The following is a 25910-nucleotide window of genomic DNA, read 5'->3' as shown; positions in this document are numbered from 1 at the left end:
AATGGCAGTCGGTCTTTCGTCGACGTTGTTGTGCGGCGCGCTGCAGGCAGCACCGGTCGCCGAGCACGCGCAGTTCGAAGTCGCGAAGCACTATACGCTGGGTGGCACAGACGGCTGGGACTACGTTGGGTATGACCCGGTTCGCCATCACCTGTTTATCAGCCGCGCCAGCCATGTCCAGGTCGTTGATACCGACACGGGCAGGCTGGTCGGCGAGATCGAAAACACCGATGGCGTGCATGGCTTCGCGTTTGTCCAGAACCAGAAGCTCGGCTTCATCACCAACGGCCGTGCCGACACCATTACGGTGGTCGATCTCGACACGTTGCGAACCGTCGACACGATCAAAGCGGGTGGCCCGGACCCTGACGGCATCATGTATGCGCTCAACCTGAAGCGCCTCTATGTCAGCAATGGCCACGACAACAGTGTCAGCGCCATCGACCCCGCCACTCGCAAGGTCGTCGCGACGATGCCTGTCGGCGGTAAGCCTGAATCGCTCGTGGCCGACAACGACGGTCGAATCTTCGTCAACGTCGAAGACAAGGGCGAGATCGTGGCAATGGACGGCAAAGCGAACAAGGTGCTCGCTCATTGGTCGATCGCGCCTTGCGAAGGGCCGTCCGGACTCGCAATCGATACGAAGGCCGAACGGCTATTCACCGTCTGCGCGAACAACCGGATGATGGTGATCGATGCTCGCTCGGGGCATCAGGTGGCCCAGTTGCCGATCGGCGGCCATCCAGATGCCGCCGCCTTCGACCCGGTGCTCAAAACCGCGTTCAGTTCGAACGGCGCGGATGGAACGCTGACCGTGGTGCATGAAGACGACGCGGATCACTACACCGTGCTGCAGAACGTGCCGACACAAGTGGGCGCGAAGTCGATGGCGCTCGACAACGACACTCACCGCGTATTCCTGGTGTCTTCGAAATTCGGTTCGCCCCCCGCTGCGACGGCCGACAATCCGCATCCGCATGCGAGCGTCGTAGCCGACACGTTCAACGTACTGGTCGCACAACGCAAGCCGCAGAGCGTCGGCAACTAACGTATAGCCACTGCCTCAACCGCGCCACCGGCGGCATCGCAACGGCGATACCGCCGGTAACGTCGGAAGGTGACACATTCAAGACACAACGTAGAGGGTAGCACCATGCTTCGCAGCATTATCGATTCATCGGCTCAGTCATTCGGCTTGTTGCCTTTGATGGCACTGATCTTTCTGGCCGCGCTCGCCATCATCATCGAACGGCTGATCTTCTTTAGCACCTCCGTGCGCAAAGGCAGCAGCCTGGAATACGACCTCAAGCAGGTCGGCCGGGCAAGGGCCGACGACGTCCAGAAACTGATTCACCATTACCAGGGATCGGTACAAAGCGAACTGATGAAGTCCGCAATCGAATTGCAGGGCCAACCGGCCGAACACTTCGAGCGCGAAGTCGAAGAAAGCATCATGTTCCAGATGAGAAAGCTCGACCGCAATCTGTGGGTGCTGGATACCGCTGTGACGCTTGGGCCGTTGCTGGGCCTGCTGGGCACCATCATCGGCATGATCGGTTCGTTCAACATTCTGGGCGCGTCGGGAACCAGCGACCCGATGGCTGTGTCCGGCGGCATTGCCCACGCACTGATCGCCACTGCCTGCGGCCTGACGATTGCTCTAGTGGGCGTCGTGGCGCTGAACTACCTGAACAAGCGGGTACGGATGGTTCTTCTGCAAATGGATCTCATCAAGTCCATGCTCGTCTCGCGGCTCGCCGCGTGAACCGCGACCACCCCACATACCGGAGAACACCGTGAGAAACCATCGGGCTCACTACTTTGGCAATGACGAAAAACCGCGGATCGAGATCATTCCGATGATCGACATCATGATGTTCCTGCTGGTCTTCTTCATGCTGGTCATGCTCAAGATGATCCAGGGCACTGGCCTCAAACTGGAATTGCCGCAATCGTCCACGGCAGCGCGGCTCGACACGGTCGCCGTGACCGTGGGCGTGGAAAAGGACGGTGAATTGCACCTCGACCGTAATGACATCTCTGCGCCGCAACTGACAGCACGCCTCAAGGACATGGAGGCCACGAAGCAGGTCAATGTCACGATCGCAGGCGACAAGGGGGTCGAATATGAAACGATCATCAAAACCATGGATCTGGTGCGCTCTGCGGGGATCAGTTCAGTCGCGCTCGCGACCGATGTGGACTAGCCTCCGGAGTCAATCAGAATGAACATGAGTATCCCCGGAAAACCCCGTGGCGCGCTGTGGCCGACCGAGACGTCACGGCCACGAGCCCGCAACGCAATGTCGATCGCGATTGTCGCTGCGCTTGCGATCGAGGGCGCGCTAGTAGCGGCCGTGATGTCGATGCGGGTGCCGACGCCTACGCCAGCACCCGCGACGCCCGTTATGCAAATGCGGTTCGTAAAAGCCGTTACACCCCCTCCGCCCCCCCCACCGCCGCCAGTCATCAAGAAGATCGTGAGGCAGCAATCGGAGGCGCCGGCGCCCAGACCCATTGCACGACCGGCCGCGCCAGCACAACGGCACGTTGCTTCGCCAACCGTCGCACCGGTCGCGGTCGCAACGCAGGACGCGCCCTCCAATACGCAGGCTGCGCCAAGCATGCCCGGCCCCACAGCCGCGGCGTCCGGCAACACGACGGCGGCTCCCGCGGAGCCGGCCGACATTGCAATCGTTTGCCCCGTAGAGGCCAAGCCGGAGATGCCGCCGCGGGCGCTCGCTGAGGGAATTGTCGGCGCAGTAACGGCGCGCGCCACGATCAAAGGCGGCAAGGTCGTCCGTGTCGACATCGTCAAGTCGACACCCCCGGGGGTTTTTGATGCGTCGGTACGGCGTGCGATGACTCAGTACCAATGCAAGGTCGACGGCGACGATCAGGTTGTCGTCGAACAGTCCTTTGATTTCACCCAGACAGACTAGAAAATCGCGTCCTGCGCCTGGAACATCAACTTCGACGGCGACACTAACGTGGTCGAAGTCGCCCGTGTCAGCGGACGCTGAGCACCTGGAGTCCGGCCTCCGATGCCTGGGGGCCCTTCGTGTGAACGACGTACAACCTCTGTAGCGACGGAATATAGATCGAGGTCTTGCCACCGAGAGTGTCGATATGCTGCTCAATGGCGTAATGGTTCGAATCGACCTGTTTAACGACATCGAGGCCGCCGGCGCCAGTCACGTAGAGGCGATGATGCAGCGCGTCGAACGTCATGTCGTCCGAAATGTCTACGATATCGAGAGACTGTATGACCGAGCCGTTACTCGCGTCCATGACGAACAGCTTGCCGGGGTTACGTGACCCGATGAACAGCCGCCTCGTTTTCGGATCGAATGCCATGGCCGAATTGAGGCTTGGACCGGGAACATGCCAGATACTCGCCAATTTGCGGGTATTCAGATCGATAACACCGATTTCGTTTTTTTCGCGCATGTTCACGAACAGGCGGTGGGTGGAACGGTCGATGACCATCGCCTTCAGTTGTCCCGCAGGAACATCGATTCTCCCGACGACGGAATCGTGGGCAAGCGAAATCAAGCTGATGTAGGCGTTGCCCTTATGCGATTGCACACCTCCGTTGCCGACGTAGAAAATGCCGCCCGGTCGATCCGCGATGCCGGAATCCGGCTGCGGCTCGAGCGGAACGACTTTCTTGACCTTGAAGGTTTTCGTGTCGACAACCTTGACGTTCGCATCGCCCGCATCCGCTATAAGCAGTTCCTTACCGTCGTTCGCCAATACTATCTTGTGCGGAGCCCTCGCGACCGTCTTTACACTTGCAAGGTGTTGGCCGTCCGGCAATCCGAAAACCTCGATGGACCCGTACTTCTCGGCTGACACGTACAGACGGGAATGAGCCAGATCGACTGCAAAGTGGTCGAAGTCGCCGCCGGTGACGTCTGGTAGCGGCGTGGTCGAAAGAACCGCCAGGGGGCTGGCCGACGGTCTTGCTGCAAAGGATATCGACGCAAAGCTGAGGCATGCAAGGGCAAGTAGACGGGCGGTGATCGGCATCATTTTTGTCGGGTAGGCAGGGAGCGGAATTCAAAATGACACGCTACCGCATAGATCCCAACCACACGATAACGAATGGATTACCAACTTGAAATATTGGTCCGCCTTTTGTTCCTTAGCTAAGTCTTAACCAGGAAAATGACAATCCTGTAATCTGCAGGACGGCTTTGGGTAACGAAGTGGCCGTTATGCTGAGAACTAACCTCCCGCGATTAGGCGCGCGCGTACCCACGCGATTCCAGCCTCACGAGGAGTTCGACGTCTAGCAGATGGAGTGCCCACCCATGGTTTCTCGCCCACTCACACCGCCGTATTGCGTCCGAAGCTTGTCATCCGGCATGCGCCAGGGAACACGATGAACCAGTTGGCGTCGATACGCATCTTCGCCAAAGTCGCGGAGTACCTGAATTTCGCCGAAGCCGCCAAGCAATTGGGTATTTCCAATTCGGTTGTCACGCGCAGTGTCGCGACGCTCGAGGAACACTTAGGCGTTCGGCTAGTCAACCGGACTACGCGGCGCGTATCGTTGACGGTGACAGGCCAACTGTATTGGGAGCGCTGCATCGAGTTACTCAGGCAGCTCGATGACATGGACGAATGTATTGCCTCCGCGGTGGAACAGCCGACCGGTTCGCTGCGGATCGCGGCGTCGTCGCTGTACGCGACTACGGATCTACCGGACGTGCTTGCCGCTTACCGTGCCCAGGAACCCCGCATGAGTTTCGACCTGACAGTGTTCGACAATATGAGCGACGTCTCGGCCAGCGAGTTCGATGTCTGCTTCAGTGCGGAGCGTCACCTGCGTGATTCGTCGCTGGTGTGCCGACCGCTCGAGCAAACACGCGACGTGATTGTTGCAAGCCCAGACTATCTGGCTCGTCGCCCGGCGCCAAGTACGCCGGGTGAACTGGCCTCGCACGACGTGCTCGTCGCGTCGGATGCGCCGAGCCGCTACTGGGAGTTTCGCGACGCCCACGGCACACAACGCGTCGTCGTGCGGCCGATCCTGAACATACAAAGTCCTCAGGTCGTCAAGCGTGCGGTGCAGGCGGGACTCGGAATCGCGCGCTTATCACGTTCGTTCGTGCAGAACGAACTGGCCAACGGCAGCTTGCGTGCGTTGCTCGGCGACGTGACGCTATGCGGCGACGAACGCACTGTGTGGCTGCTGTATTTCGGGCAGCCGCACATGGCGGTTGCCTTGCGCAGTTTCGTCGATTTCGTCGTGGAGCGCTATCGTCTGAAACCGCTCGAAAGCAAGACCCGAAGCGACGTACGCGTAGGCTCCGCACAACACCAATCGAGCAATACTGAATTGCTGTGGGGCGAGATTTTGTAGGTCCTAAAGTGCGAACACCTGACGTCGGCTGCACCTGGACGCCGCGCGAAAAGCGCGGGCGATGCACCGACGCGGCGTTCTTACCCACAAGGATCCGCATTGATGAAAAAACTCCTGATTGCCGCGGTTGCCAATACCGCGCTCGGCTGTACGTTTGCCCCTATCAGCGCGATGGCGCAAAGCAGCGTGACGCTTTACGGTCTGATCGACGAGGGCCTGAATTACACCAACAATACCGGCGGCCATTCGAACATACAGATGGAAAGCGGTTTTGCGCAAGGCAGCCGCTGGGGCCTGAAGGGCTCGGAGGATCTGGGCGGTGGAAACAAGGCTATCTTCCAGTTGGAAAACGGATTCGACGTCAACTCAGGCAAGCTCGGGCAGGGAGGCCGGATGTTCGGGCGTCAGGCCTACGTCGGCCTGAGCTCGGCGCAATTCGGCACGCTGACGATGGGCCGGCAATATGACTCCGTCGTCGACTTCCTCGCGCCGCTCACGGCAAACGGCAACTGGGCGGGCTATCTGATGTCGCATCCGTACGATAACGACAACACCGACAACTCCTTCCGTTTGAACAACAGCGTGAAGTACACGAGCAATACGTACGGTGGCTTTACGTTCGGCGGTCTGTACGGCTTCAGCAACCAGGCAGGTGGCTTCGCGAACAATCGGTCTTACAGCCTCGGCGCGCAGTACGTGGGCAGCAATGTGACGGTGGCCGCGGCTTATATGCAGATCAACAATCCGGGCGGCACGACAGGCGGTTCGCTCGCAACCGACGACACCGACTTTTTTGCGGGCCGTCAACAAGTCTGGGGCGCGGGCATTAACTACACGATCGGACCGACGATGCTCGGCTTCGTGTATAGCCATACGAGCCTGAACGACGCGACCGGCTCGGTCTACGTCGGCAACTTCGCGAACACCGCAAGCAGCCTGAAATTCGACAACTTCGAACTCAACGCCAAGTATCAATTGACGAAGGCCGCGTATGTCGGCGCGATGTACAACTACACGATTGCCCATTTCAACAGCAATGCAGGCAATTCAAAGCCGAAATACCAGCAGTTCGGCTTGATGGCGGACTACAACCTGTCAGTGCGCACCGACGTCTATGTGCAGGGCTTGTACCAGCACGCATCGGGTGGCGGCACGGTGTCGGCCCCGTTGAATACCGCGTTTATAACGGGCGCGGATGCACCGTCGTCGAGCGCGAATCAGGTCCTCGCGCGCGTCGGTATCCGGCACGCGTTCTAAGCGCTTGCGCTTTGCGGTCATCGGGCAGTGTTTGCCCGATGGCCTTGCGCCACGCATTGCTTCGCGGGATCAGTTCGACGCCGATTCTGCTCTGCACGGCCGAAATGGGCCGCCTGATCGCTACCGCCGGTTCGGTCGCCATAAGATTGGCGCGACGCAAGTTCGACCAAGGTGAAAAGCGGGTCGATCGCCTACTTCCGCGTGATGTGCCCATCGCTTGGCGAGGCCGCCAGCGCGTCAGGCTCAGGAGCCAGCGCCGGAAGCAGCGCTGGCGCACTCGTGAGGAAGGCGCGCACGTGCATCGCAATCACCGCGTCGCTGGGCGTGGTGTTGTCGTTCGAATAAATACGGCGGCGAATCGCAAGGTGGGATACCGCGCCGTGCAGCAACCAACCCACCTCGGTCAGATGAGCCGGATCGGCCGGTACGCCGCGTCCCAATTCGTGCGCCGTCTCAGTGACAATGATCTCAAGCGCATGCGTCACGACGGCATTCGTGTACGTCGGCGCCATTTGCAGATCTTCAAGCGAAGAGTAGAGGAACAGGCGAAGCCACTGCCGCGTCAGCAGGGTGTCATAGTACTCGCGATAAAAAGTATTGAGCCTGCTTTCAAGGGGCACACTGCGGTCTTTCAGTTGCACAAACCACATCGCCTTGAAGGTTCCCACAATTTCGCGCTTGTAAACTTCGTCGATCAACGCAGCCTTGCTAGGGAACAGGCTGTACAGCAAACGTTGCGACACCCCACAAGCCTCGGCAATCGCACGAGTTTGCGCGGTCAGGCCGTGCTCGGCGAAATATTCCGCGGCCTTCTCCAGCACGCGCGCCTGACGCTCGGCACGTGGCAGACGCTGCGGTGCTTTCTTCATCGGCCGCTTGATCGGCGCGCGACCCGCTACGGTCTTGCTGGCCGGCTCTGCAATATCCCTGGGTTTGGCCTTCATAACGCTCCTGTGTCCATCGTCTTTAAAAATAAGTCTTCACATGACGACTTATGGTTTGGTAGAGTATATCGTCCGGGTACGAGGAAGAGTCTCTTCAGGCATCCGGACCCAGCCATTCATTATCTCAGGCTACCGCGAAGCGAACCCCATTTTGATTGCCGCCGACTGCAAACGCCTCAATCTGAAGCGTTCGAGGGCCTGTCGCACAACCCGGATTCCGTGTTCCGCTCATGTCTTTGTCAAGCCGCCAGCCAGTCATCATCGCGCTGATCGTCGCCAGTGCCTATTTCATGGAGAATCTGGATGCGACGGTGATCGCAACCGCCCTGCCCCACATGGCGGCCACGTTCGGCGTCACGTCCGTGAGCCTGAGTATCGGCATGACTGCCTATCTGCTGGCGCTCGCGGTCTTCATTCCAATCAGCGGGTGGGTGGCAGACCGCTTTGGGCAACGGTCGGTTTTCGGTGGCGCGATCATCGTGTTCACCGGCGCCTCGATACTTTGCGGGCTGAGTAACGGCCTCGTCGAATTCACCCTTTCGCGGATCCTGCAGGGAATCGGCGGCGCGATGATGGTGCCGGTAGGCCGCCTCGCCGTGCTACGCAGCACCGAGAAGCGTCACCTGATGCGCTCGATTGCCTATATCACGTGGCCCGGCCTCGCCGCACCGGTGTTAGGTCCAGCCTTGGGCGGTTTTATCTCGACCTATTTCAACTGGCGCTGGATCTTCCTGCTAAACATACCCATCGGTTTGCTGGGTCTGGTGCTCACCGCCCTATTCATTCCGAACTACCGCGAACCCACCCGCCGCCCCTTCGATGTGTCGGGGTTCGTGCTGAGCGGTATCGCGCTAACGTGCCTGATGTACGGCATGGTCCTGATCGGGCAACTGGATAGCGATTGGCGCATCACGACCGCCGCGCTGATCTGCGGCTTTGTCGCTGCAGTCCTGGCCATACGGCATTTCGGACGCGCCGAACATCCCCTGATCGATCTTTCGCCCTGGCGAATTCCGACGTTCCGCGTGACCCTCGACGGCGGTTCGTTATATGTCGTTTCGGTTAGCGTCTCACCCTTCCTGTTACCCCTGCTGTTCCAGTTGGGCTTCGGGTTGAATGCATTCGCTGCGGGTTTGCTGGTGCTCGCGTACGCGGCCGGCAATCTGGGCATGAAGACCGTCACCACGCCAATCCTCAAACGCTTTGGCTTTCGCAAGGTAATGATCGTCAACGGGGTGCTTACCGCGGCCACAATCGCTTTGTGCGGCCTGCTCTCGCCGGAAACGCCGCGCGCGCTGATCATGCTGGTGCTGCTGGCCGGCGGCCTGTGCCGGTCGATGCAGTTCACAAGCATCAACACGCTCGCGTTTGCGGACGTCCCGCCGCCGCGAATGAGTTCAGCGAGCACATTCTTTAGCATGGTCCAGCAGATGACCATCGGTCTGGGCATCGCATTTGGTGCTATCGCGCTGCATGTTGCGGTCCTGGTTCATGGAAATCACGCACAGCTGTCACTGGCCGATTTCCGGATCGCCTTCCTGCTAGTGTCTGCGCTGGTGCTGTTCTCGGTCCTCTACTTTATCGGCATAGAACCGGATGCAGGCCGGGAGGTGAGCGGCCATACGCGGACCGCACCGCGATAGCGCGGAATTAAACCGGGTGAATCCGCACGTCCTGATGGGCATAACCGTGGAAGTTGAACAGAGAGATCGTCCGTGCAGGAAAAAAGCGTTACCCCGTCCGCCTCGGTTAGTGTTATGCCAGTAGCAGACGTAGCAGTCCCCCGTAGCGCCTCGCAACAGATGCTGATCCTCGTGGGCATTTGCATCGCCGTGCTCGTGCTGCCGCTGAATTTCGGCGGTGCGGCCGTGTCCGCGCCGGCCATCGGCACCGCCCTGGGAGGCAGCCCAGTGGCGGTCAACTGGATTCTCAATGCCTTTATGCTGAGCTTCGGCAGCAGTCTGATGGCCTCTGGAGCGCTTGCCGATCTGTTCGGACGAAAGCGTGTATTCGCCATAGGCGTGGTGCTCTTCGCGTTGACATCACTTGGGATCGCCGCGGCGCCGACTCTGTTGTGGGTCGATTTTCAGCGCGCGCTACAGGGCATTGCCGCCGCGTTGGTCCTGGCCGGCGCGTCGGCAGCGCTCGCACAGGAGTTCGACGGACATGGGCGCGCCCGCGCGTTCAGCATGCTCGGCACCACCTTCGGCATCGGCTTGGCGCTTGGCCCACTACTCGCCGGGTTTCTCACGGAGACGTTCGGTTGGCGTTCGTTCTTCCTCGCGGATGCCGCAATCGGCTTGACCGGATTTGCACTCGGCGTTCCGAAGCTAAGAGAATCGTACGACCCCAATGCCACGGGTCTCGATTGGCCTGGCGCCGCCAGCTTCACCGCCGCGCTGACACTCTTCACATTCGGGCTGTTGCAAGGGCCGGAAAGCGGCTGGAGCAGCCCTCTTATCATTGGACTGTTCTCAGGCGCCGTGGCGATGTTCATCGCGTTCGTCTGGAGCGAAAAGCGTGCTTCCCGGCCAATGCTCGACCTGTCGCTGTTTCGCTATCCGCGCTTCGTAGGTGTGCAGGCGCTCCCGCTAGCGACGGCATTTTGTTACGTTACGCTGCTTCTAGTCTTGCCCACGCGATTTATCGGCATTGAAGGACATTCTGCGATCGACGCCGGCTTGATGATGCTTTCGCTATCGGCGCCGATGCTCTTTGTGCCTATCACGGCTGCATTTCTCACGCGATGGATGTCGGCCGGTGTCATTTCAGCGGCCGGCCTCGTCATAGCGGCGGTCGGTATGCTTTGGTTCGGTGGCATCGCGCCTGACGCGCCATCCGGTGCCCTGACGCTTCCGCTGTTCATCATCGGAGTCGGCGCCGGCCTGCCGTGGGGTCTGATGGATGGCTTGTCAGTCAGCGTCGTTCCAAAGGAACGCGCGGGCATGGCAACCGGCATCTTCAGCACGACGCGTGTCGCGGGAGAGGGCATGACGCTCGCAATCGCCGGTGCGATATTGGCGGTCCTCACACGTCTAAGGCTATCCGATACACTCGCAGCGTTCCCGCCCGTTTCGCGCGATGCCGCCGCGCAAGCCGCCCAGCGCGTGGCAACCGGCGATCTGCCCCATGCCGTCGCTCTTCTGCCCGCGCTGGGGCAGCCCATTCTCGCGCAGGCATACGATGGCGCATTCCGCATCCTGCTCCACATTCTCGTGGCAATCACACTGGCCTCCGCGCTCGTCGTGCTTGGGTTTCTCGGCCGCACGCCAGCCACTGCCAGCCCGACCGATACCGGCCGCACGCTTTTGGGCGGCGAAGGGGCGGTTGACTGAGTACACGTCCGGAGCGAATGGGTGATCTGTCATGCGCCCGCCTCGATCTGTGACGTTTCCTCACAAAGTCAATATTTTTCGTGCATTGTCGTACCCTCGGTCAGGGCGCCTAATCATCCTCGATGAGCATTCCGTAACGCGTAAATCTGGAGGAAGCCATGGATCTCGGGCCGCGCACACCTGCGATTTCCGATCGGTTGATGAAACGGATCGCCTGGCGGCTCGCGCCGCTGATGATTGTGATGTACATCGCGAACCAGCTTGACCGCGCGAACATTGGCTATGCGGCGCTGACCATGAACGCCGAACTCCACATGACGACGGCGCAGTTCGGTTTCGCCGCAAGCCTGTTTTTTCTCGGCTATATTCTGTTCGAAGTGCCGAGCAATCTGTGCATGCATCGGTTTGGCGCGCGGCTGTGGATGACGCGCATTCTGCTGAGTTGGGGTCTGCTCTCCTCGCTGACGAGCTTCGTCCCCGACTCCCGCTGGCTCTATATCGCCCGCTTCTTTCTTGGCGCGTTCGAAGCCGGGCTGTTTCCGGGCATGGTGTATTACCTCACGCTGTGGATGCCGGCGCGCAATCGCGTATGGATGATGTCTCTGTTCGTGACGGCAATCCCGCTGACCGGCGTGCTCGGGGCACCGGTGTCCACCTGGCTGATGACGCATGCGAACGTGTTCGGCATCACCGGCTGGCGCGCAATGATTCTGCTGGAGGGGATGCCTGCAATCGTCCTGGCCGGCATCGCCTATTTCTGGCTGACGGAAGACCCGTCCCGCTCCCGCTGGCTTTCCGCTGCGGAAAAGAGTGAAATCGCTGCGGCGCTGGCTGCCGAACGGGCCCAGGCGGCGGCCGCCACCTCGCCGTCCAGCGCCTGGAAGGCGCTCGGAAATCCGAAAGTCTGGGCGCTCGGTGTCGTCTACTTCGGCACCAACGCCGGCATCATCGGCTTGCTCTATTTTCTGCCGCAAGTCATCAAAACGTTTGAAAGCACTTTTGGGGTGAAGTACAGCCTCATGGATATCGGGCTGATCACGGCGATTCCATTCGGCGTTGCCGTTGTCGCGACGCTGATCTGGGGCCGTGTGGTTAGCCGCCATCAAGTCGGTGCCCGGCATGTGGCAGGCCCCCTGCTGGTGTGCGCGGCTGCGCTCTCGGTGGCCCTGCTGCTGAAGTCTCCCTACCAGTCGATCATCGCCCTATCGATCGGCTCCGCGGCCTGCTTCTGCAGCATCACGACCTTCTGGCAGTTGCCTAGCCGCATCCTCACCGATCGCGCCGCAGCAGCCGGCATCGCGCTGATCACGAGCATCGGGGTATCGTCAGGATTCTTGCTGCCCTATTTTATCGGTTGGGTGAAGGATACGACCGGCACGTTTGTCCTCGCATTTGTCGGCATTGCCGCGACGATGGTGCTCGCCTCGATCACGGTCACGCTGCTCGAAACCCGCTGGCGAAAAATTGGCCAGCCACAGCTTGCCAGTGAATAAGCGTGGCCAGCGCCTCGCCGTGCCAAGGACTATTATCGATGAATCCATTGCCCATTTCTTTTCGCCAGCAAGGATTCTCGATGCGCCGCGGTGTCCCTAGTCTCAGTGCGCTGCAAGCTTTTGAAGCCGCCGCGCGACATGAAAGTTTTTCGAAAGCTGCGGTCGAACTGTCGCAAACGCATGGTGCTGTCTGCAAAAAGGTCAACGAGCTCGAGGCTCATCTGGGCATCCCCCTGTTCGAGCGGGTACGCCAGCGCCTGGTATTGTCCGCGGCGGGCGCAGAGTACGCGCGGCGAATTCGCGTCCATCTCGACCAGATTCGCCGCGATACGCTCGAGCTGATGCGCCAGCAAAGCGAAGTGAAGATCCAGTTGGCCGTCGGCGTGACGTTCGCGTCTCAATGGCTGATTCCGCGTCTGCATGACTTCTACGAGCTCAACCCGGACCTGCAACTTCACATCATGGGACGCGACCAGCCGACGTTCTTCGACAATTCAAGCTTCGATGCCGCGATCTATTTCGGACAGAGCCTCTGGCCCGCGATGCCAGGACAGCCGCTCGTGAGCGACGACAGGATTCTGGCTGTCTGTGCGCCCGGGTTGATCGGCGGGCGCGAAAGCTTGAGTAGCGAAAGGATCGGCGCGCTGCCGTGGATTCACACACGCGATCTTCCGCGCGCGTGGCTTGCATGGTCCGAAAGCGCGTCCACGCAGGTCACCGAACATAGTGCGGCGAACCAGCACTACGACATGTTCATCATGGCAATCAACGCCGCGATTTCCGGACTGGGCGTGGCCTTGCTTCCGCGTATCCTGATTGAACGGGAGTTGCGCAGCGGTGCACTCGTCCAGGTGCATCGTCATTCGATCCCGAATCCGGAGACTGTCTACTACTCGTTTCCCGAGCAGAAACGTGACTGGGAGCCGCTTAAACGCTTCGATCAATGGCTATGCGCGGCCGTGCGCGACTATCGTGAAGGCTGCCAACGCGACCGCACGGCAGCCTTCGAAGCAACGCTTGCGCCAAACTGAGAACGTCCGAACGAGGACGTCCGTGTTCACGCGAGTTCGCGCAGATCAGGGCTGTCGCGCAGGAGTTGCTGGTAGAGCCCCTGGAAGTTGAGCCATGCGACGTAGTCGGACCCCAGTTGCGCGCGCGTTGCCCGCGCGTCCTCGTCCGATAACGGCTCAATGGGACCTGCCGCCTCGGCCAGCAACTGCACCTGGCAGCAACGCTCCATTGCGATGAAGCGGTACGCCGCGGCGTCGACCGATGAACCGACGGTCAGCAGGCCATGATTGAGCAGAACGGCGGCGCGCTTTGTGCCCATCGTCTCCGCGATTCGGCGCCCCTCTTCGGTGGCGAGTACGACTACGTCGCCGCGAAAAAGCACGTGATCGTCATAGAAGAGACAGGCTTCCTGATTGAGCGGAGCAAGGAGCCGTGCGCGCGCTGAAAATGCCCGGCCGGAAGGCGTATGTGTATGGGCTGCTGCAACGACATCGGGATTCGCGCCGTGGATACCGCAGTGAATCGCCGCAGCAGCGGCGTTGACGGGTCCGGTACCATGATAAACGTTGGCCTCCTCGTCGATGCAAACGAGATCGTCGGGATGGATTGACGAAAAATGCTGCGCGTACGGATTGACCCAAAACCGGTCGTGAAACTCCGGGTCGCGGACCGTGATATGCCCGGCTATGCCTTCGGCCAGCCCGAATCGCGCAAAGATGCGAAATGCCGCCGCGAGTTTGAGCTTGCGATGTTGCCGTTCATCGTCGAAGCTGGCGAATACCGGCGGCTCCGGCAAGCGTCCGCCGATTGGTTTCGGAATCTGCAACTCGCGGACTTCCGCATGGCCCATGACATACTCCTTCGTGCTGGTCGGAGTCTTGATTTTCGTCTGCACAGAGGAGACAGTCCATCGACGATTTGTCACAAGATCGCTTCTTGCGCTCACAACGCGCGGCCTGGTAATTCGACCGTGGCATCCAGATATGCAAGGACGCGTCCGAAGCCGAAGCTTGAAACAGGCGTACGTAAAAATTCAATCGCAAGTGATTCGATAGTCATGCGATACTCGTTATTTGACAAACCGCACCCGCGTCGGATGCTGTCCGATTAACTGAGGCATGCTGATTAACCAGGCAGGCCAACGATCATGTCAGCCACATCAGGCAACCACATCAGGCAACCACAAAACACCTCGCGGCCCCATACTTTCCCCATGGAAACAAATTGCGACGATGCGCTTTGCGCCGACGACAACGCGCAAAAGAAAACCGATGATCTTGCGCGCGACATCATTGAGCAGATCGCCGATAAGTGGACGATCCTGGTGATCGATGCACTTGGGACTGACGGCGAGATGCGTTTTTCGCGCCTACGCGAACACATCGGTGGCGTCAGTCAGAAGATGCTCACGAAGACGTTGCGCCAACTTGAGCGCGACGGCCTGGTTTCACGCCACGTGCATCCGGTGATACCGCCGCGCGTCGACTATCGGCTGACACCGCTCGGAGTCAGCCTTCTGGACAAAATCTGCGGCATTTGGGATTGGGCCGAAAGTCACATGACCGAAATGGAAGCGGCGCGGTTGCAGTTCGATCGCGGAGAAAAGCTGGCCCCCACCTCGCGGTCACCCGACGGTGTGACGCTTTAGCCGGCAACGTTGAAATCATGGCCGAGATCGCCGCGGCGTCGGAAGAGCAGAGCATCGGTATCGAACCGAACGACTGCAGCTTCGTGCGCAACATATGACAATAATGATTCAGGCGGTGCGCTTGCGTCGTGCCGGCGGGAGCGTCCATTCACCGCCCTCCTCAACGTGTTCCGTCAGCTTGTCGACGCAGTGAAAAAGCACTCGCTTTTCCTCCGCCGACAAAACGGACATGAGCTGCTCGTCGAAGATCTTGCCGATCCGATCGCACTTGCGGACGATTGTCTTGCCCTTCCTGGTCAAGTTCAGGTTGATGACACGTGCGTCCGCCGTGCCGGTAGAGCGCGTCAGCAAGCCGCGATTGGCTAGCGTGGTAACCAGCTTTGAAACCAGCGTCTTTTCAAGGTATGTCAGCTCGATCAGCGGACCGAGGGAGATACCCGGCTGCATATCGACGAAACGCAGCACGCGCAGGTCGCGCAGGGTGACATCGCATTCGGCTTCGTAGAGGCCAGACGCCACGCCCTTGGCCAACTCGCTTAGTACGTCGAGGCGGAAATTCAAATGCTCCAATCTTGGATACGGCGCCTTCGACATGTTGTTCTCCCATTCACGTACTCTGATTCAGTTGCACACTACAACATTTGAATTTTACGCGTTCCTTGCACGAAACATACCACCGTATGGTAACTCCCCGTACGTGCAGACAAGCCCGGCGCTCGCCACACGGCACGAGCATGCCGCAATGCGCGCAACGGGGCAGCGCGCACGATGACTGTGCAGCAAGCGGATCGATGCTGATTAGCCCCTCGCGCCTTCGTCAATCGCCTTGAGCACCAAACCGAAAAATTCGTCGGCATGCGCCGGGTTGAGCCAGCGCACCACCACCGCAAGTTCGCGTTCCGGTTCGATCCAGGTGAACGAACCGCCCGCACCGATTGCGAAATAGCTGGAGGCCGGTACGCTCGGAAAGACACTGCGCTGGTGGTTGAGCCAGACCAGGTAGCCATAGAACGGTGCGATCGCACACGGTGTCAGCATGCGCTCCAGCCACTCGCTGGAGACGATCCGCTCACCGTTGACGCTGCCCTGTCCCAGGAACAATTGGGCCACCTTGATCTGGTCCTGGGCGCTGATCGACAGGCCGCCACCCCAATGCGTGCCGCCCGGAACCGACTGCACGCGCTGCCCGCCCACCTCCACCCAGGCATTGTCGTAACCGACCCATTGCCAGTTCTCGCTCGCGCCGAGTGGCCGCATGATCGCTTCGCGAAACACCTCTGGCAACGGGCGGCGGAACAGGTACAGCAGCGCCAGCGAAAACTGGTTAATGCGCACGTCGTTGTATTCCCAGTAGGTGCCGGGAGCCCGTAACGGCCGTCGATCTCCTTTCTTGCCGTCGGGCTCCTTCCCGAATTTCACGTATCGGTAGTGGTCGGCCTCGTCGGGTAAGCCGAAACACACACCTTGCCATTCGCTCGTCTGCTGCAGCAGATGCGCCCAGGTCACGCTCGCGTTGTGCTCGCCGTCAAAGCCGATACCAGGCACGCGCACGTGCACCGGCTCATCGACATTGGGCATCAAGCCGCGATCGTGCGCAACGCCGGCGAGCAGTGCGAGATAGGTCTTGGCGATGCTAAAGGTCAGGTCGGCACGATCAGGTTCGCCCCACGAAGTGAGCGGCCGGCCGGCCCGCGTGATGACGCCGGACACCGGGCCACGCCCATGCACCGGTCCGAGCAGCCGGTTCCAGGGTGGCGGGTCGTCCGGATGTACGCCCCATACGCCATCGACCTCGCGGTCCCAAGGCGTTTCATGATCGATCGCGAATTGCACAGCATGCTGGAGATTGGCAGGTTGCATGAGGGTCCTTTACCGGGCGCAAAACAGCTTGACGAGGTTCACCCAATAACTCGCACCGATCGCAAGCGCGGCATCGTTGAAATCGTAGTGCGGATTGTGGAGCGGTGCTGCCGGCGTCGCCTCATCAACGCCCATCCAGATGTACGCGCCGGGCTTTGCGTGCAGCATGAACGCAAAATCTTCCGAGGCCATCGAAGGCACACAACCTCGCCGTACGCTGGAGGCGCCGACGGTCGCTTCGGCAGCCGCAGCTGCAAGATCGGCTTGAGCGGCAGTGTTGATGGTGGCCGGATACGCGTAGCGATAGTCAAGCGTCGCGTTTGCGCCCAGGGCGCGCGCAATACCCGTGGAGACTTCGCCGATCGACGAGCGGATTCGTTCCTGCACGTCACTCGAAAAACAGCGCACAGTGCCGCGAATGACCGCACGGTCAGGTAGTACGTTCCACGCCTCGCCACCGTGAATTTGCGTGACGCTAACGACGCCTGACTCCTTCGGGGAAATTCGTCGGCTTATGATCGTCTGCAATGCGGTGACGATCTGGCTAGCGCACACCAGCACGTCGCTCCCCTCCTCCGGCATCGCTGCATGCGAACCCTTGCCGTCGACGACAATCTCGAACGTATCGAACGATGCCATCATCGGACCGCCGTTGATCGCAAAATGTCCGCGTGGGATGCCCGGCCAGTTGTGCAAACCAAACACGGCGTCGCACGCAAAGCGCTCGAAGAGTCCCTCTTCGACCATCATCCTGCCACCGCCCGCCGGACCTTCTTCTGCCGGCTGAAAAATCACATGCACCGTGCCGCGCCAACCGGGGTCGCGGCTCAACGCGACAGCGGCGCCGAGCAGCATTGCAGTGTGGCCGTCATGGCCACACGCATGCATCTTGCCTTCATGTTGCGACCGATGCGCGAAGCTATTGGCTTCAGCGATCGGCAGCGCGTCCATGTCGGCCCGTAAGCCGATGGCGGGTCCGGCGCTTCGGGTCATGGTGCCCACCAAACCGGTTCGTCCGATGCCGCCATGTACCTCGAAGCCATACTGTCGCAATACGCCGGCGACGAGATCTGCGGTTGCGACCTCCTCGAACGCAGTTTCCGGACAGGCGTGCAGTGCGTGCCGCCACTTCATCATCAGGTCGATCAGGTCGCTATCCATCGGAATTTAATCCCTTTCAGTAGAAAATTAAGGAGACGAAAAAACAGAGAATCGACGAAGCCGTACAGCATCAGCGCAGATTCACGTGGGCGAGATTCCAGGCAAGGTGGCCGTGGCGGATGCATTACGAGCGCCTGGATGCGCGGGCGAACCACGCGCGGCGCATCGGCTTGAGTGCGGCGATCGCGAGCACAGCGGTACAACTATCCAACGCGATAGCCGTGCCGAACACCGCGTCCCAACCGCCCGTACGCTGGTGGAGTAGCGCGGCCACCGGTCCGCCCAGGATCGAACCGACACCTTGCGCATAAGACAGGCACGCGTAGTTGACGATCGCATGTTTGCTGCCAAAGGTGTCCGTGAGCGTCGAAGGGAAAAGCGAAAAAATCTCGCCCCAGCCGAGAAAGACGACGCCCGACAGCAGCACGAACAACAATGGGTCGTGCCGCAACGTGAGCCACAAGGTCATCGCTACCGCTTCCATTCCGAATGCGATCAGCATCGTGTGCTCACGCCCGATCAGATCGGAGATCCATCCGAACATCGGCCGCGTCACGCCGTTCGCTATGCGATCAATGGTCAACGCAAGCGGCAACGCCGCGAGGCCGAACACGGTGACACCCGCCATGCCGAAATCTCGCGTGAAGACTGCCATTTGCGAAGTCACCATCAGGCCGGAGGTCGCCATCATCGACATCATCACAAACATCAGCCAGAACAACGGCGTACGCAGCATGTTGCCGGGCCGCGTGTCGGGTACAACGGTGGCGGCTCTCTGCGGCCGCCAGTCCGCCATGTAGCCAGGCGGCGGCAGCCTCATGCCGAGCGCGGCAAGTATGCCGATCACGCCGAGGATCACACCATAGACGGCCAGCGTATGCTGATAGCCGTACCTGGCGATGCTATGGGTGATCGGAAACGTCGTGAGCATTGCGCCCATGCCGAAGCCCGCCATCACTACGCCTATCGCAAAACCGCGACGGTCTGGGAACCAGCGTGCCATCAGCCCGATCGTGCCGACCACGACAATACCTACGCCGATTCCCCCGAGAACGCCATAGCAGAGGTAAACGGACAGCAGAGACTCCGCGCGGCTCGTCAGTACCCAGCTGAGCCCCGTGATCGCGCCACCTGCGGCGAGCAACCAGCGCGGCCCAAAGCGCTCGATCAAATAGCCCTCGAGCGGCGACAGAAACGTCTGGCAGACAATGAGAATCGAGAAGGTGACCTGCAGACCCGGCAGCGACACGCCGAGCTGCGCTGTCAGCGGGTGCGTCAGCAAAGTCCAGATGTATTGGGGATTGGACGCGACCATCGCACATACGAGGCCGCACAATAATTGCCACCAGCGGCTGTGTAGTGAGAGTGCAAGCGGCGCGCGGGTGCGGGCGCCGAAATCCTGGGTGCTCATGCTTCAACTCCGTACGAATAAGTGACACGAAATGACCCAGGCCGCGCGCTGGCATGGAGGCTCGACACCACGCTCCTCGACAACGCGCTCAGTACATCGAAGGGTAAGGAACAGAGACACGAGACGCAGCCGCGGCATGTCCAGCACGTTAGTCCTCAAGATGCCGGGTAATCGCAGCGGAAATAAATGCGGCATCGTCCAGATTGGCTGTCGGCAGCCCGGCGCGATGCCCCCATATCGACGAAATAGGAAGGAGCCTGGCGTTTCGCATTTGCTCGACCTCGAGACGGTTGTCTTCCACCTGGAAATACAGGTCGGTTTCGCTTGGCATGATCAACGCCTTCGCCGTAATCGCTTTCAGCGCCGCGTGAAAATCGCCGTTATATTTGGAATTGGCCGCGATGTTTGCGTGTTGCCATGTCCATAGTTGAGCCAACAGGTTGTTGCCGTCGCGCTTCAGGAAATTCTGTTCCCACGACATCACCAGATAATCCTCGAGCGAGGAAAAACCGGCCTGCCGCCACGCCTCGTTACGATAAAACGTCTGCGACATCGCCATGGCGGCGTAATTGCGGCCCATGGCCCGCAGACCGCGTTCGGGACGTTCGACGAACGTTCCGTTTTGAAAACCGGGATCCGTCGTCAGGGTCGCGCGCACGCCCTCGATGAATACCTGATTGTGCGGCGAGGTCTTTGCCGCGCCGCAGAGCACGACTAGCCGCCTGACCATCTGCGGATACATCGCTGCCCATTGATACGCCTGCAGCCCGCCCATCGACCACCCGCACGCCAGTTGCAAAACTTCGATGCCGAGTTCTTGCGTCAGGAGTTGGTGTTGAATCGCGACGTTATCGGCGATCGTAAGATTCGGCCAGCGGCTTCCGCTAAAGGGCTCAGTTGCGTTGCTGGGCGAGGACGACAGTCCATTGCCGAACAGATTCGGAATAACAACAAAGTACCTGTCGGTGTCCAGCGCCTTGCCCGGACCAACCATCCACTCGATGTCATAGTGGTGCGCGGAAAACGGCGTCATATACAGAATGACATTCGATTTTTCTGCGTTCAACTTTCCGTAGGTTTGATAGGCGAGCCTGGCATCTCTGAGCGTGATACTCGATTGCAACACCACGTTTCCAGCATTAAATACAAAATGGTCTTCCATGGGTAGGTATCCTTATTGAAGATAGTCGATGGCATGGGTGCCAGCGACGCCGGCGCCCGTCATACTGCAGGCCGCACCACGCTTGCGTCCGCTTCGGCGGTCATCCCCGTCAACGGCGGGTCGGTGACGATAGACTTGAGCGCGGCGACCGGCTGCAACAGTTTCGTCAGATCGGGCCGCGGGCGCCGCAGCGCTTCATCGTGCCGCCAGGCCGTCTCGAATGCCTGGGCGATGTCGAGCAGGCGACGATCACCGCGAAACGGCCCGACCAGTTGCAGGCCGAACGGCATGCCGGCCTGGTCGAGGCCGCACGGCAGCGACAAAGCCGGATTGGTCGTCAGCGTGATCACATAGGTAAGCGCCAGCCAGCGGTAATAGTTCGCGAGCGGCCGCCCGTTGATCTCGGCCAGATAAGTTTGCGACCATGGAAAGGGCGAAATTGGCGAAGTTGGCGAGACGATCAGGTCGTAATCCTGGAACTTTCCCTGGAAACGGCGAAACAGGCGGGTCTGTTCGGCATGCGCCCAGACCACGTCGGCGAGGGACATTGATTGCCCCATTTCGTAGTTGCTTCGCGTGTTCGGCCCGAGCGAAGCGGGATCGCGCTGGTAGGCATCCTGAAAACCGGCGACGAAGTTCTGCGCGCGGATCACGTCGAAGCAGCGGTCGATTTCACCCACATCGATCTCGAGCGGCTCGCAGACCTTCACGTAGCGGGACAGCCCGGCAATCTTGGCACGGAAGGTCGAGCGCAGCGCTTCGTCGACCTCGCAGACGCCGAAGTCCTCCGTGTAGGCGACGCGCAGCGTGCAGAGGTCGACCCGTTCACGCTGTGCGAAGGCGGAAGGATCAGCATCCTCGCCCAACGGGTCGCTAGCGTCGAGACCGACACTCGCCGTCAGCAGCAGGCGTATGTCGGCGATATCGCGCCCCATCGGGCCAATCACCGAGATCGGCGTCCAGCCAAGCGGTTTGCTGTCGTTCGGCACCAGTCCAGGCGAAGGCCGGAAACCAACCACGCCGCACAGCGCCGCGGGGATGCGCAGCGAGCCGCCCATGTCGGAGCCGGTACAAAGCGGCAGCATATCGGTGGCGAGCGCGGCGGCCGAACCGCCCGAGGAACCGCCAGCGTTCATCATTGGATTGAAGGGATTGCCGGTCGCGCCCCACACGACATTACGTGTGTTGGCGCCCGCGCCCATTTCCGGCACATTGGTCTTCGCCGCGACGATCGCTCCCGCAGCGCGCAAGCGGGCCACCATCACGCTATCGCGCTGCGGCACGTTCGAGCGAAACAGCGGCGAGCCATAGGTGGTGAGTAGGCCGGCCGTCTCATCGAGATCTTTCACGCCAAGCGGCAGGCCATGCAGCAGGCCCAGTGGCTCACCGCGCAACACGGCCTCCTCCGCGCGCTTCGCCTCGGTGCGCGCACGCTCGAAGCAGGTCGCAGCGATCGCATTGACAGCGGGGTTCAGCGCTTCGATCCGCGCGATGCATGCCTCCAGCAATTCGACGGGCGACACCTGCCGGCTACCTATCAGGCGCCGCGCCGCGTCCGCGGAGAGCGAAACCAGAGAGTTGTCCATACTTGCCCTATTCCTTTACTCGTTGTCAAGCGGCGCCGAACGCGAAGCCACGCCCTGGCGCTGCCGCGAGCAAGGCCCGCGTATATTCGTGGCGCGGCGCAAGGAACACGTCCTGGATCGCCCCTTCCTCAACAATCTCGCCGCGCCGCATCACGATGACCCGATCGCAGATCTGGCTGGCCACCCGCAGATCGTGTGTAATGAACAGAATGCCGATCCGCAGACGCTGCTGAATGTCATCCAGTAGTTCGAGAATTTGCGCCTGCACCGAGACGTCGAGTGCGGAGACCGCCTCGTCGGCGATCAACACTTGTGGCTCGCATGCCAGCGCCCGCGCAATCGAGATGCGTTGCCGCTGGCCGCCGGAGAATTCGCTAGGGTAGCGATTCAGCGCATCGGGCCTGAGCCGTACCAGCGTCATCAGTTCTTCGGCACGTTGCCACGCCTGAGCGTACGGCACACCGAAATTCAACGGCCCTTCGACGATCGAGGCACCCACTGTCTGGCGCGGATCCAGCGACCGGTAAGGATCCTGGAACACAACCTGTACGCCGCGCCGGAACGGATATAGCGCGCGGCCGCGCGCTTTGGCCACCGATCGGCCGCCGGCGAAAATATCGCCGGCGCTCGGCTCGATCAGCCGCGCAATGCAGCGCGCGACAGTCGATTTTCCCGAACCGGACTCGCCCACGATACCGACCGTTTCGCCCGGATGCACCGTCAGCGAGACATCACGGGCCGCCCGCACCTCGCGCTTGCGGCTGGGCCAGGAACCCGTCACATACGTCTTCCCGATCCCACGCGCGTCTAGCAGCGGATAGGCTTTCTCCACCGGGGCGCGCGTACGCGGCACCAGCGTGGGGACGGCTGCCAGCAACATACGGGTATAGGGCTCGCGCGGTTGCTGCAACACCTGCAACCTGGCGCCCTGCTCGACCATGTCACCCAACCGCAACACAACGACACGGTCAGCAATTTCGGCGACGACGCCGAAATCGTGGGTGATGAACAGCACGGCGGTTCCGCTCTCAGTCTGCAATTCACGAATCAGCTTGAGAATCTCGGCCTGGGTCGTGACGTCGAGCGCGGTGGTGGGCTCGTCGCAGATCAGCAGCGACGGCTTCAGGATCAGCGCCATCGCAATCACGATGCGCTGGCGCTGTCCGCCCGACAACTGATGCGGGTAAGACGCGTAGATACGCTCCGGTTCCGGCAGCCTGACGTGGGCGAAGATCTCGAGAATGCGCCGGCGCCTCTCGCCGACGCCGGCACGGCTATGCTGTGCCAGCATCTCGTCGACCTGCGCGCCGCACGTCATGATCGGATTGAGGGCCGTCATCGGCTCCTGGAAAACCATCGCCATCTTTTCGCCGCGCAATTGGCGGATGCGGTCCGGGCTTGCTGTGAGCACGTCTTCGCCGAGCAGTTCGATGCTGCCGTCCACCGCCTTGAGCGCCGCCGGCAGCAAGCCCATCACGGCCTGCGCGATCACCGACTTGCCCGAGCCCGACTCGCCCAGCAGGCAGACAATCTCCCCCTGCCGCACGTCGAGCGAGACATGCCGGATTGCATGGGGCCGGTCGGCTCCGACCGGAAGGGAAATGGTCAGGTTATTCACGGCGAGGACGGTTGTGGCCGGCCCGGCGGCGGAGGGTGCTGCCGTTTTGAAGTCGAAGTCGCGCATCGCGTCAGCCCCCCCGTTTGTTGAATTTCGGATCGAGCGTGTCGCGCAATCCGTCGCCCATGATGTTGACGGCCAGCACCGTCAGCGCCAGGAAAACACCTGGGAACAACACGGTCTGAGGATATTGGTTGAACTGCATGCGGCCGTCGGCCATGACGTTGCCCCACGTCGGAATATCCGGTGGCAGGCCGACGCCGAGAAACGACAGGATCGCTTCCACCAGGATCGCCGACGCGCACACGTATGTTCCCTGCACGATCAGCGGCGCGATTGCATTCGGCAGAATATGACGCCACAGAATCTTGACGGTCGGCGTGGCCAACGAAATGGCGGCCTCGATGTAGGGTTCCTCGCGAATGCTCAGTACGATCGAGCGCACCAGCCGTGCGACGCGCGGAATTTCGGGAATCGTGATCGCGACGATCACCGTGACCAGCGTCGGCCGCCAGAGCGCCATCAGCGTAATCGCGAACAGGATGCTGGGAATCGCCATCAAGCTGTCCATGGCGCGCATGATGACGTCGTCGAGGCGGCGAAAATACCCCGCCGCCACGCCGACCAGTGCGCCGAAGGTGAGCGCCAGCAGTGCCACCGTGATGCCGACCGACAGGGACACGCGCGCACCATAGGCGACCCGGCTCCAGGTATCCCGGCCGAGACTGTCGGTGCCCATCGGGAAGAAGTGCTGGAACGTCGCGCCTGACAGATCACTGAATTCGGCTGTCGCGCCCGGTAAGAGGTTGGCGCTCGCGGGATCCATCGCGGTCGGGTCGATCGTGCCAAGCCACGGTGCGGCGACGGCTACGAAGACCAGAAGCGCCAGTGCGCCGCATCCCAGGCGCACCGACCAGTTCCGCAGCACGCGGCGCCACAGTGGTGTGCGCGAGCGTATAGCAGGCGCCACCTCCACGTTGGCAAGAATGGCGACCGGTGCGGCAAGGGTCGTCGGATCGTGATCGTCGCTCATGTCCAATCGTCCTTTCACTCAATAGCGGATACGCGGGTCGAGCAGCAGATAGCTCATATCGACCAGCAGGTTGATAAGCACGTAAACAAAGGAAAAGAACAGCGTGATGCCCTGTACCAGCGGGAAGTCGCGCGCCAGTACCGCGTCGACCGTGAGTTGCCCGAGCCCGGGGATCGCGTAGACGGTTTCGGTGACCACCACGCCACCGATCAGCAAGCCGACGCCAATGCCGATTACCGTGACGATCGGTACCGCGGCATTGGCCAGCGCATGGCGAATCAGCACGCGTGCTTCGGAGATACCTTTGGCGCGGGCGGTGCGGATGTAGTCTTCAGTCAGCGCCTCGGCAACCGCAGCGCGCGTCACGCGGGCAATCAGCGCAAGGTAGACGATCGACAGCGTAATGGCGGGCAGGATCAGGTGCGTGAGCCACGGACCGATGCCCGCGCTCAGTGGAGCGTACCCCTGCACCGGCAGCAGCTTCGCATGCAAGGCGACCGCCCATATGAGGATATAGCCGACCACAAACGACGGCACCGAGAATCCCATCACCGAAAGTCCCATCAGCATCCGGTCCAGCCAGCCTCCGTGCCGCGAAGCCGCGATCACGCCGAGCGGCACCGCGAGCAGGAGCGTCATCATCAGTGTCAGGGCGGACAAGGACACGGTCGGTGCGATGCGTTGCGCAATCAACCGGGTAACCGGCTGCTTCATGTAGTACGAGTCGCCAAGGTTGCCCTGCAGCAATTGCCCGGTCCATTTGACGAACTGCACCGGCAGCGGCCGGTCGAGCCCGAGGCTCGCGTGGATCCGCGCGATGTCGGCACTAGTGCCGTTGTCACCAACAAGCGCCGCAGCCGGATCGCCCGGCGTCAGGCGCAGAATCATGAACACGATAAGGGCGACAATGACCAGCACTGGCGCCGTCGACAATACGCGCCGGAAAAGAAAGAAAGCCATGTCGATTACGCTCCAAAGCCGGTTTGCGGATAGACGGGCTCGCGTTGCCCTGCGAGACGG

The 25910-nt window shown here is 60.9% G+C and carries 23 protein-coding genes; 11 read left to right on the top strand and 12 right to left on the bottom strand.

Going from position 1 to position 25910, the window contains the following annotated elements:
• Position 1 precedes the first annotated feature (1 nt).
• From P3T25_RS02805 to P3T25_RS02790, 4 genes are all read left to right on the top strand, one after another.
• Entirely contained in the window at positions 2-1048 is a 1047-nt protein-coding gene (locus P3T25_RS02805) for a YncE family protein (RefSeq protein ID WP_266257621.1), read from the top strand.
• A gap of 105 nt (positions 1049-1153) precedes the next feature.
• Positions 1154-1765, top strand: a complete 612-nt coding sequence (locus tag P3T25_RS02800) for a MotA/TolQ/ExbB proton channel family protein (protein ID WP_154564923.1) — start codon at positions 1154-1156, stop codon at positions 1763-1765.
• 31 nt (positions 1766-1796) lie between these two features.
• On the top strand, positions 1797-2207 hold the full coding sequence (locus P3T25_RS02795; RefSeq protein WP_168435882.1) for an ExbD/TolR family protein: 411 nt from the start codon (positions 1797-1799) through the stop codon (positions 2205-2207).
• A gap of 417 nt (positions 2208-2624) precedes the next feature.
• On the top strand, positions 2625-2942 hold the full coding sequence (locus tag P3T25_RS02790) for an energy transducer TonB (RefSeq protein WP_171926020.1): 318 nt from the start codon (positions 2625-2627) through the stop codon (positions 2940-2942).
• Between the two features lie 67 nt (positions 2943-3009).
• Here the strand turns inward: P3T25_RS02790 and P3T25_RS02785 are convergent, their stop codons facing one another.
• Entirely contained in the window at positions 3010-4035 is a 1026-nt protein-coding gene (locus P3T25_RS02785; protein ID WP_154567988.1) for a YncE family protein, read from the bottom strand.
• A gap of 271 nt (positions 4036-4306) precedes the next feature.
• Here P3T25_RS02785 and P3T25_RS02780 point away from each other — a divergent pair, with 271 nt between their 5' ends.
• A complete protein-coding gene (locus P3T25_RS02780) occupies positions 4307-5371 on the top strand; it encodes a LysR family transcriptional regulator (RefSeq protein ID WP_429357401.1) in 1065 nt (354 codons plus the stop codon).
• 102 nt (positions 5372-5473) lie between these two features.
• Positions 5474-6628 (top strand): porin, encoded by a 1155-nt coding sequence (locus P3T25_RS02775; RefSeq protein ID WP_154562022.1) that lies wholly within the window; start codon positions 5474-5476, stop codon positions 6626-6628.
• Between the two features lie 191 nt (positions 6629-6819).
• Here the strand turns inward: P3T25_RS02775 and P3T25_RS02770 are convergent, their stop codons facing one another.
• Positions 6820-7572, bottom strand: coding sequence for a TetR/AcrR family transcriptional regulator (locus P3T25_RS02770; RefSeq protein WP_429357400.1), 753 nt, complete (start codon positions 7570-7572; stop codon positions 6820-6822).
• 230 nt (positions 7573-7802) lie between these two features.
• On the opposite strand from P3T25_RS02770, the gene P3T25_RS02765 reads away from it, so the two are divergent.
• The 4 genes from P3T25_RS02765 to P3T25_RS02750 all read left to right on the top strand — a co-directional run bounded on the left by P3T25_RS02765 (position 7803) and on the right by P3T25_RS02750 (position 13431).
• Positions 7803-9215 carry an MFS transporter gene (locus tag P3T25_RS02765; protein ID WP_429357399.1) on the top strand — a complete coding sequence of 471 codons (1413 nt, stop codon included), beginning with the start codon at positions 7803-7805 and terminating at the stop codon, positions 9213-9215.
• 114 nt (positions 9216-9329) lie between these two features.
• Positions 9330-10907 carry an MFS transporter gene (locus P3T25_RS02760; RefSeq protein ID WP_429357398.1) on the top strand — a complete coding sequence of 526 codons (1578 nt, stop codon included), beginning with the start codon at positions 9330-9332 and terminating at the stop codon, positions 10905-10907.
• A 158-nt stretch (positions 10908-11065) separates the two neighbouring features.
• A complete protein-coding gene (locus tag P3T25_RS02755) occupies positions 11066-12400 on the top strand; it encodes an MFS transporter (protein WP_429357397.1) in 1335 nt (444 codons plus the stop codon).
• A gap of 38 nt (positions 12401-12438) precedes the next feature.
• Positions 12439-13431 carry a LysR substrate-binding domain-containing protein gene (locus P3T25_RS02750; RefSeq protein WP_266257611.1) on the top strand — a complete coding sequence of 331 codons (993 nt, stop codon included), beginning with the start codon at positions 12439-12441 and terminating at the stop codon, positions 13429-13431.
• A gap of 26 nt (positions 13432-13457) precedes the next feature.
• Here the strand turns inward: P3T25_RS02750 and P3T25_RS02745 are convergent, their stop codons facing one another.
• On the bottom strand, positions 13458-14261 hold the full coding sequence (locus P3T25_RS02745) for a class II aldolase/adducin family protein (protein ID WP_154562012.1): 804 nt from the start codon (positions 14259-14261) through the stop codon (positions 13458-13460).
• A gap of 297 nt (positions 14262-14558) precedes the next feature.
• Here P3T25_RS02745 and P3T25_RS02740 point away from each other — a divergent pair, with 297 nt between their 5' ends.
• Complete coding sequence (locus P3T25_RS02740; RefSeq protein ID WP_408516078.1) at positions 14559-15059, top strand: winged helix-turn-helix transcriptional regulator; 501 nt, start codon at positions 14559-14561, stop codon at positions 15057-15059.
• 108 nt (positions 15060-15167) lie between these two features.
• Here P3T25_RS02740 and P3T25_RS02735 read toward each other — a convergent pair whose 3' ends face one another.
• The 9 genes from P3T25_RS02735 to P3T25_RS02695 form a co-directional block, all read right to left on the bottom strand.
• Positions 15168-15653, bottom strand: a complete 486-nt coding sequence (locus tag P3T25_RS02735) for a MarR family winged helix-turn-helix transcriptional regulator (RefSeq protein ID WP_266257608.1) — start codon at positions 15651-15653, stop codon at positions 15168-15170.
• Between the two features lie 204 nt (positions 15654-15857).
• Positions 15858-16919, bottom strand: a complete 1062-nt coding sequence (locus P3T25_RS02730; protein ID WP_429357396.1) for a serine hydrolase domain-containing protein — start codon at positions 16917-16919, stop codon at positions 15858-15860.
• 9 nt (positions 16920-16928) lie between these two features.
• Positions 16929-18080, bottom strand: coding sequence for a M20 aminoacylase family protein (locus P3T25_RS02725; protein WP_429357395.1), 1152 nt, complete (start codon positions 18078-18080; stop codon positions 16929-16931).
• 124 nt (positions 18081-18204) lie between these two features.
• Complete coding sequence (oxlT, locus tag P3T25_RS02720) at positions 18205-19491, bottom strand: oxalate/formate MFS antiporter (RefSeq protein ID WP_429357394.1); 1287 nt, start codon at positions 19489-19491, stop codon at positions 18205-18207.
• Between the two features lie 148 nt (positions 19492-19639).
• A complete protein-coding gene (locus tag P3T25_RS02715; protein ID WP_266257604.1) occupies positions 19640-20653 on the bottom strand; it encodes an alpha/beta fold hydrolase in 1014 nt (337 codons plus the stop codon).
• A gap of 59 nt (positions 20654-20712) precedes the next feature.
• Complete coding sequence (locus P3T25_RS02710; protein ID WP_266257603.1) at positions 20713-22239, bottom strand: amidase; 1527 nt, start codon at positions 22237-22239, stop codon at positions 20713-20715.
• Between the two features lie 25 nt (positions 22240-22264).
• Positions 22265-23923 carry a dipeptide ABC transporter ATP-binding protein gene (locus P3T25_RS02705; RefSeq protein ID WP_266257602.1) on the bottom strand — a complete coding sequence of 553 codons (1659 nt, stop codon included), beginning with the start codon at positions 23921-23923 and terminating at the stop codon, positions 22265-22267.
• A gap of 4 nt (positions 23924-23927) precedes the next feature.
• Positions 23928-24890, bottom strand: a complete 963-nt coding sequence (locus P3T25_RS02700) for an ABC transporter permease (protein ID WP_429357393.1) — start codon at positions 24888-24890, stop codon at positions 23928-23930.
• A gap of 18 nt (positions 24891-24908) precedes the next feature.
• Positions 24909-25850: an ABC transporter permease gene (locus P3T25_RS02695; protein ID WP_429357392.1), complete on the bottom strand. Its 942-nt coding sequence runs from the start codon at positions 25848-25850 to the stop codon at positions 24909-24911.
• Positions 25851-25910: the final 60 nt, after the last annotated feature.

Source organism: Paraburkholderia sp. GAS32, from assembly GCF_050434225.1.
Lineage (GTDB): Bacteria > Pseudomonadota > Gammaproteobacteria > Burkholderiales > Burkholderiaceae > Paraburkholderia > Paraburkholderia madseniana.
This window is presented reverse-complemented; position numbering and strand designations above follow the sequence as displayed.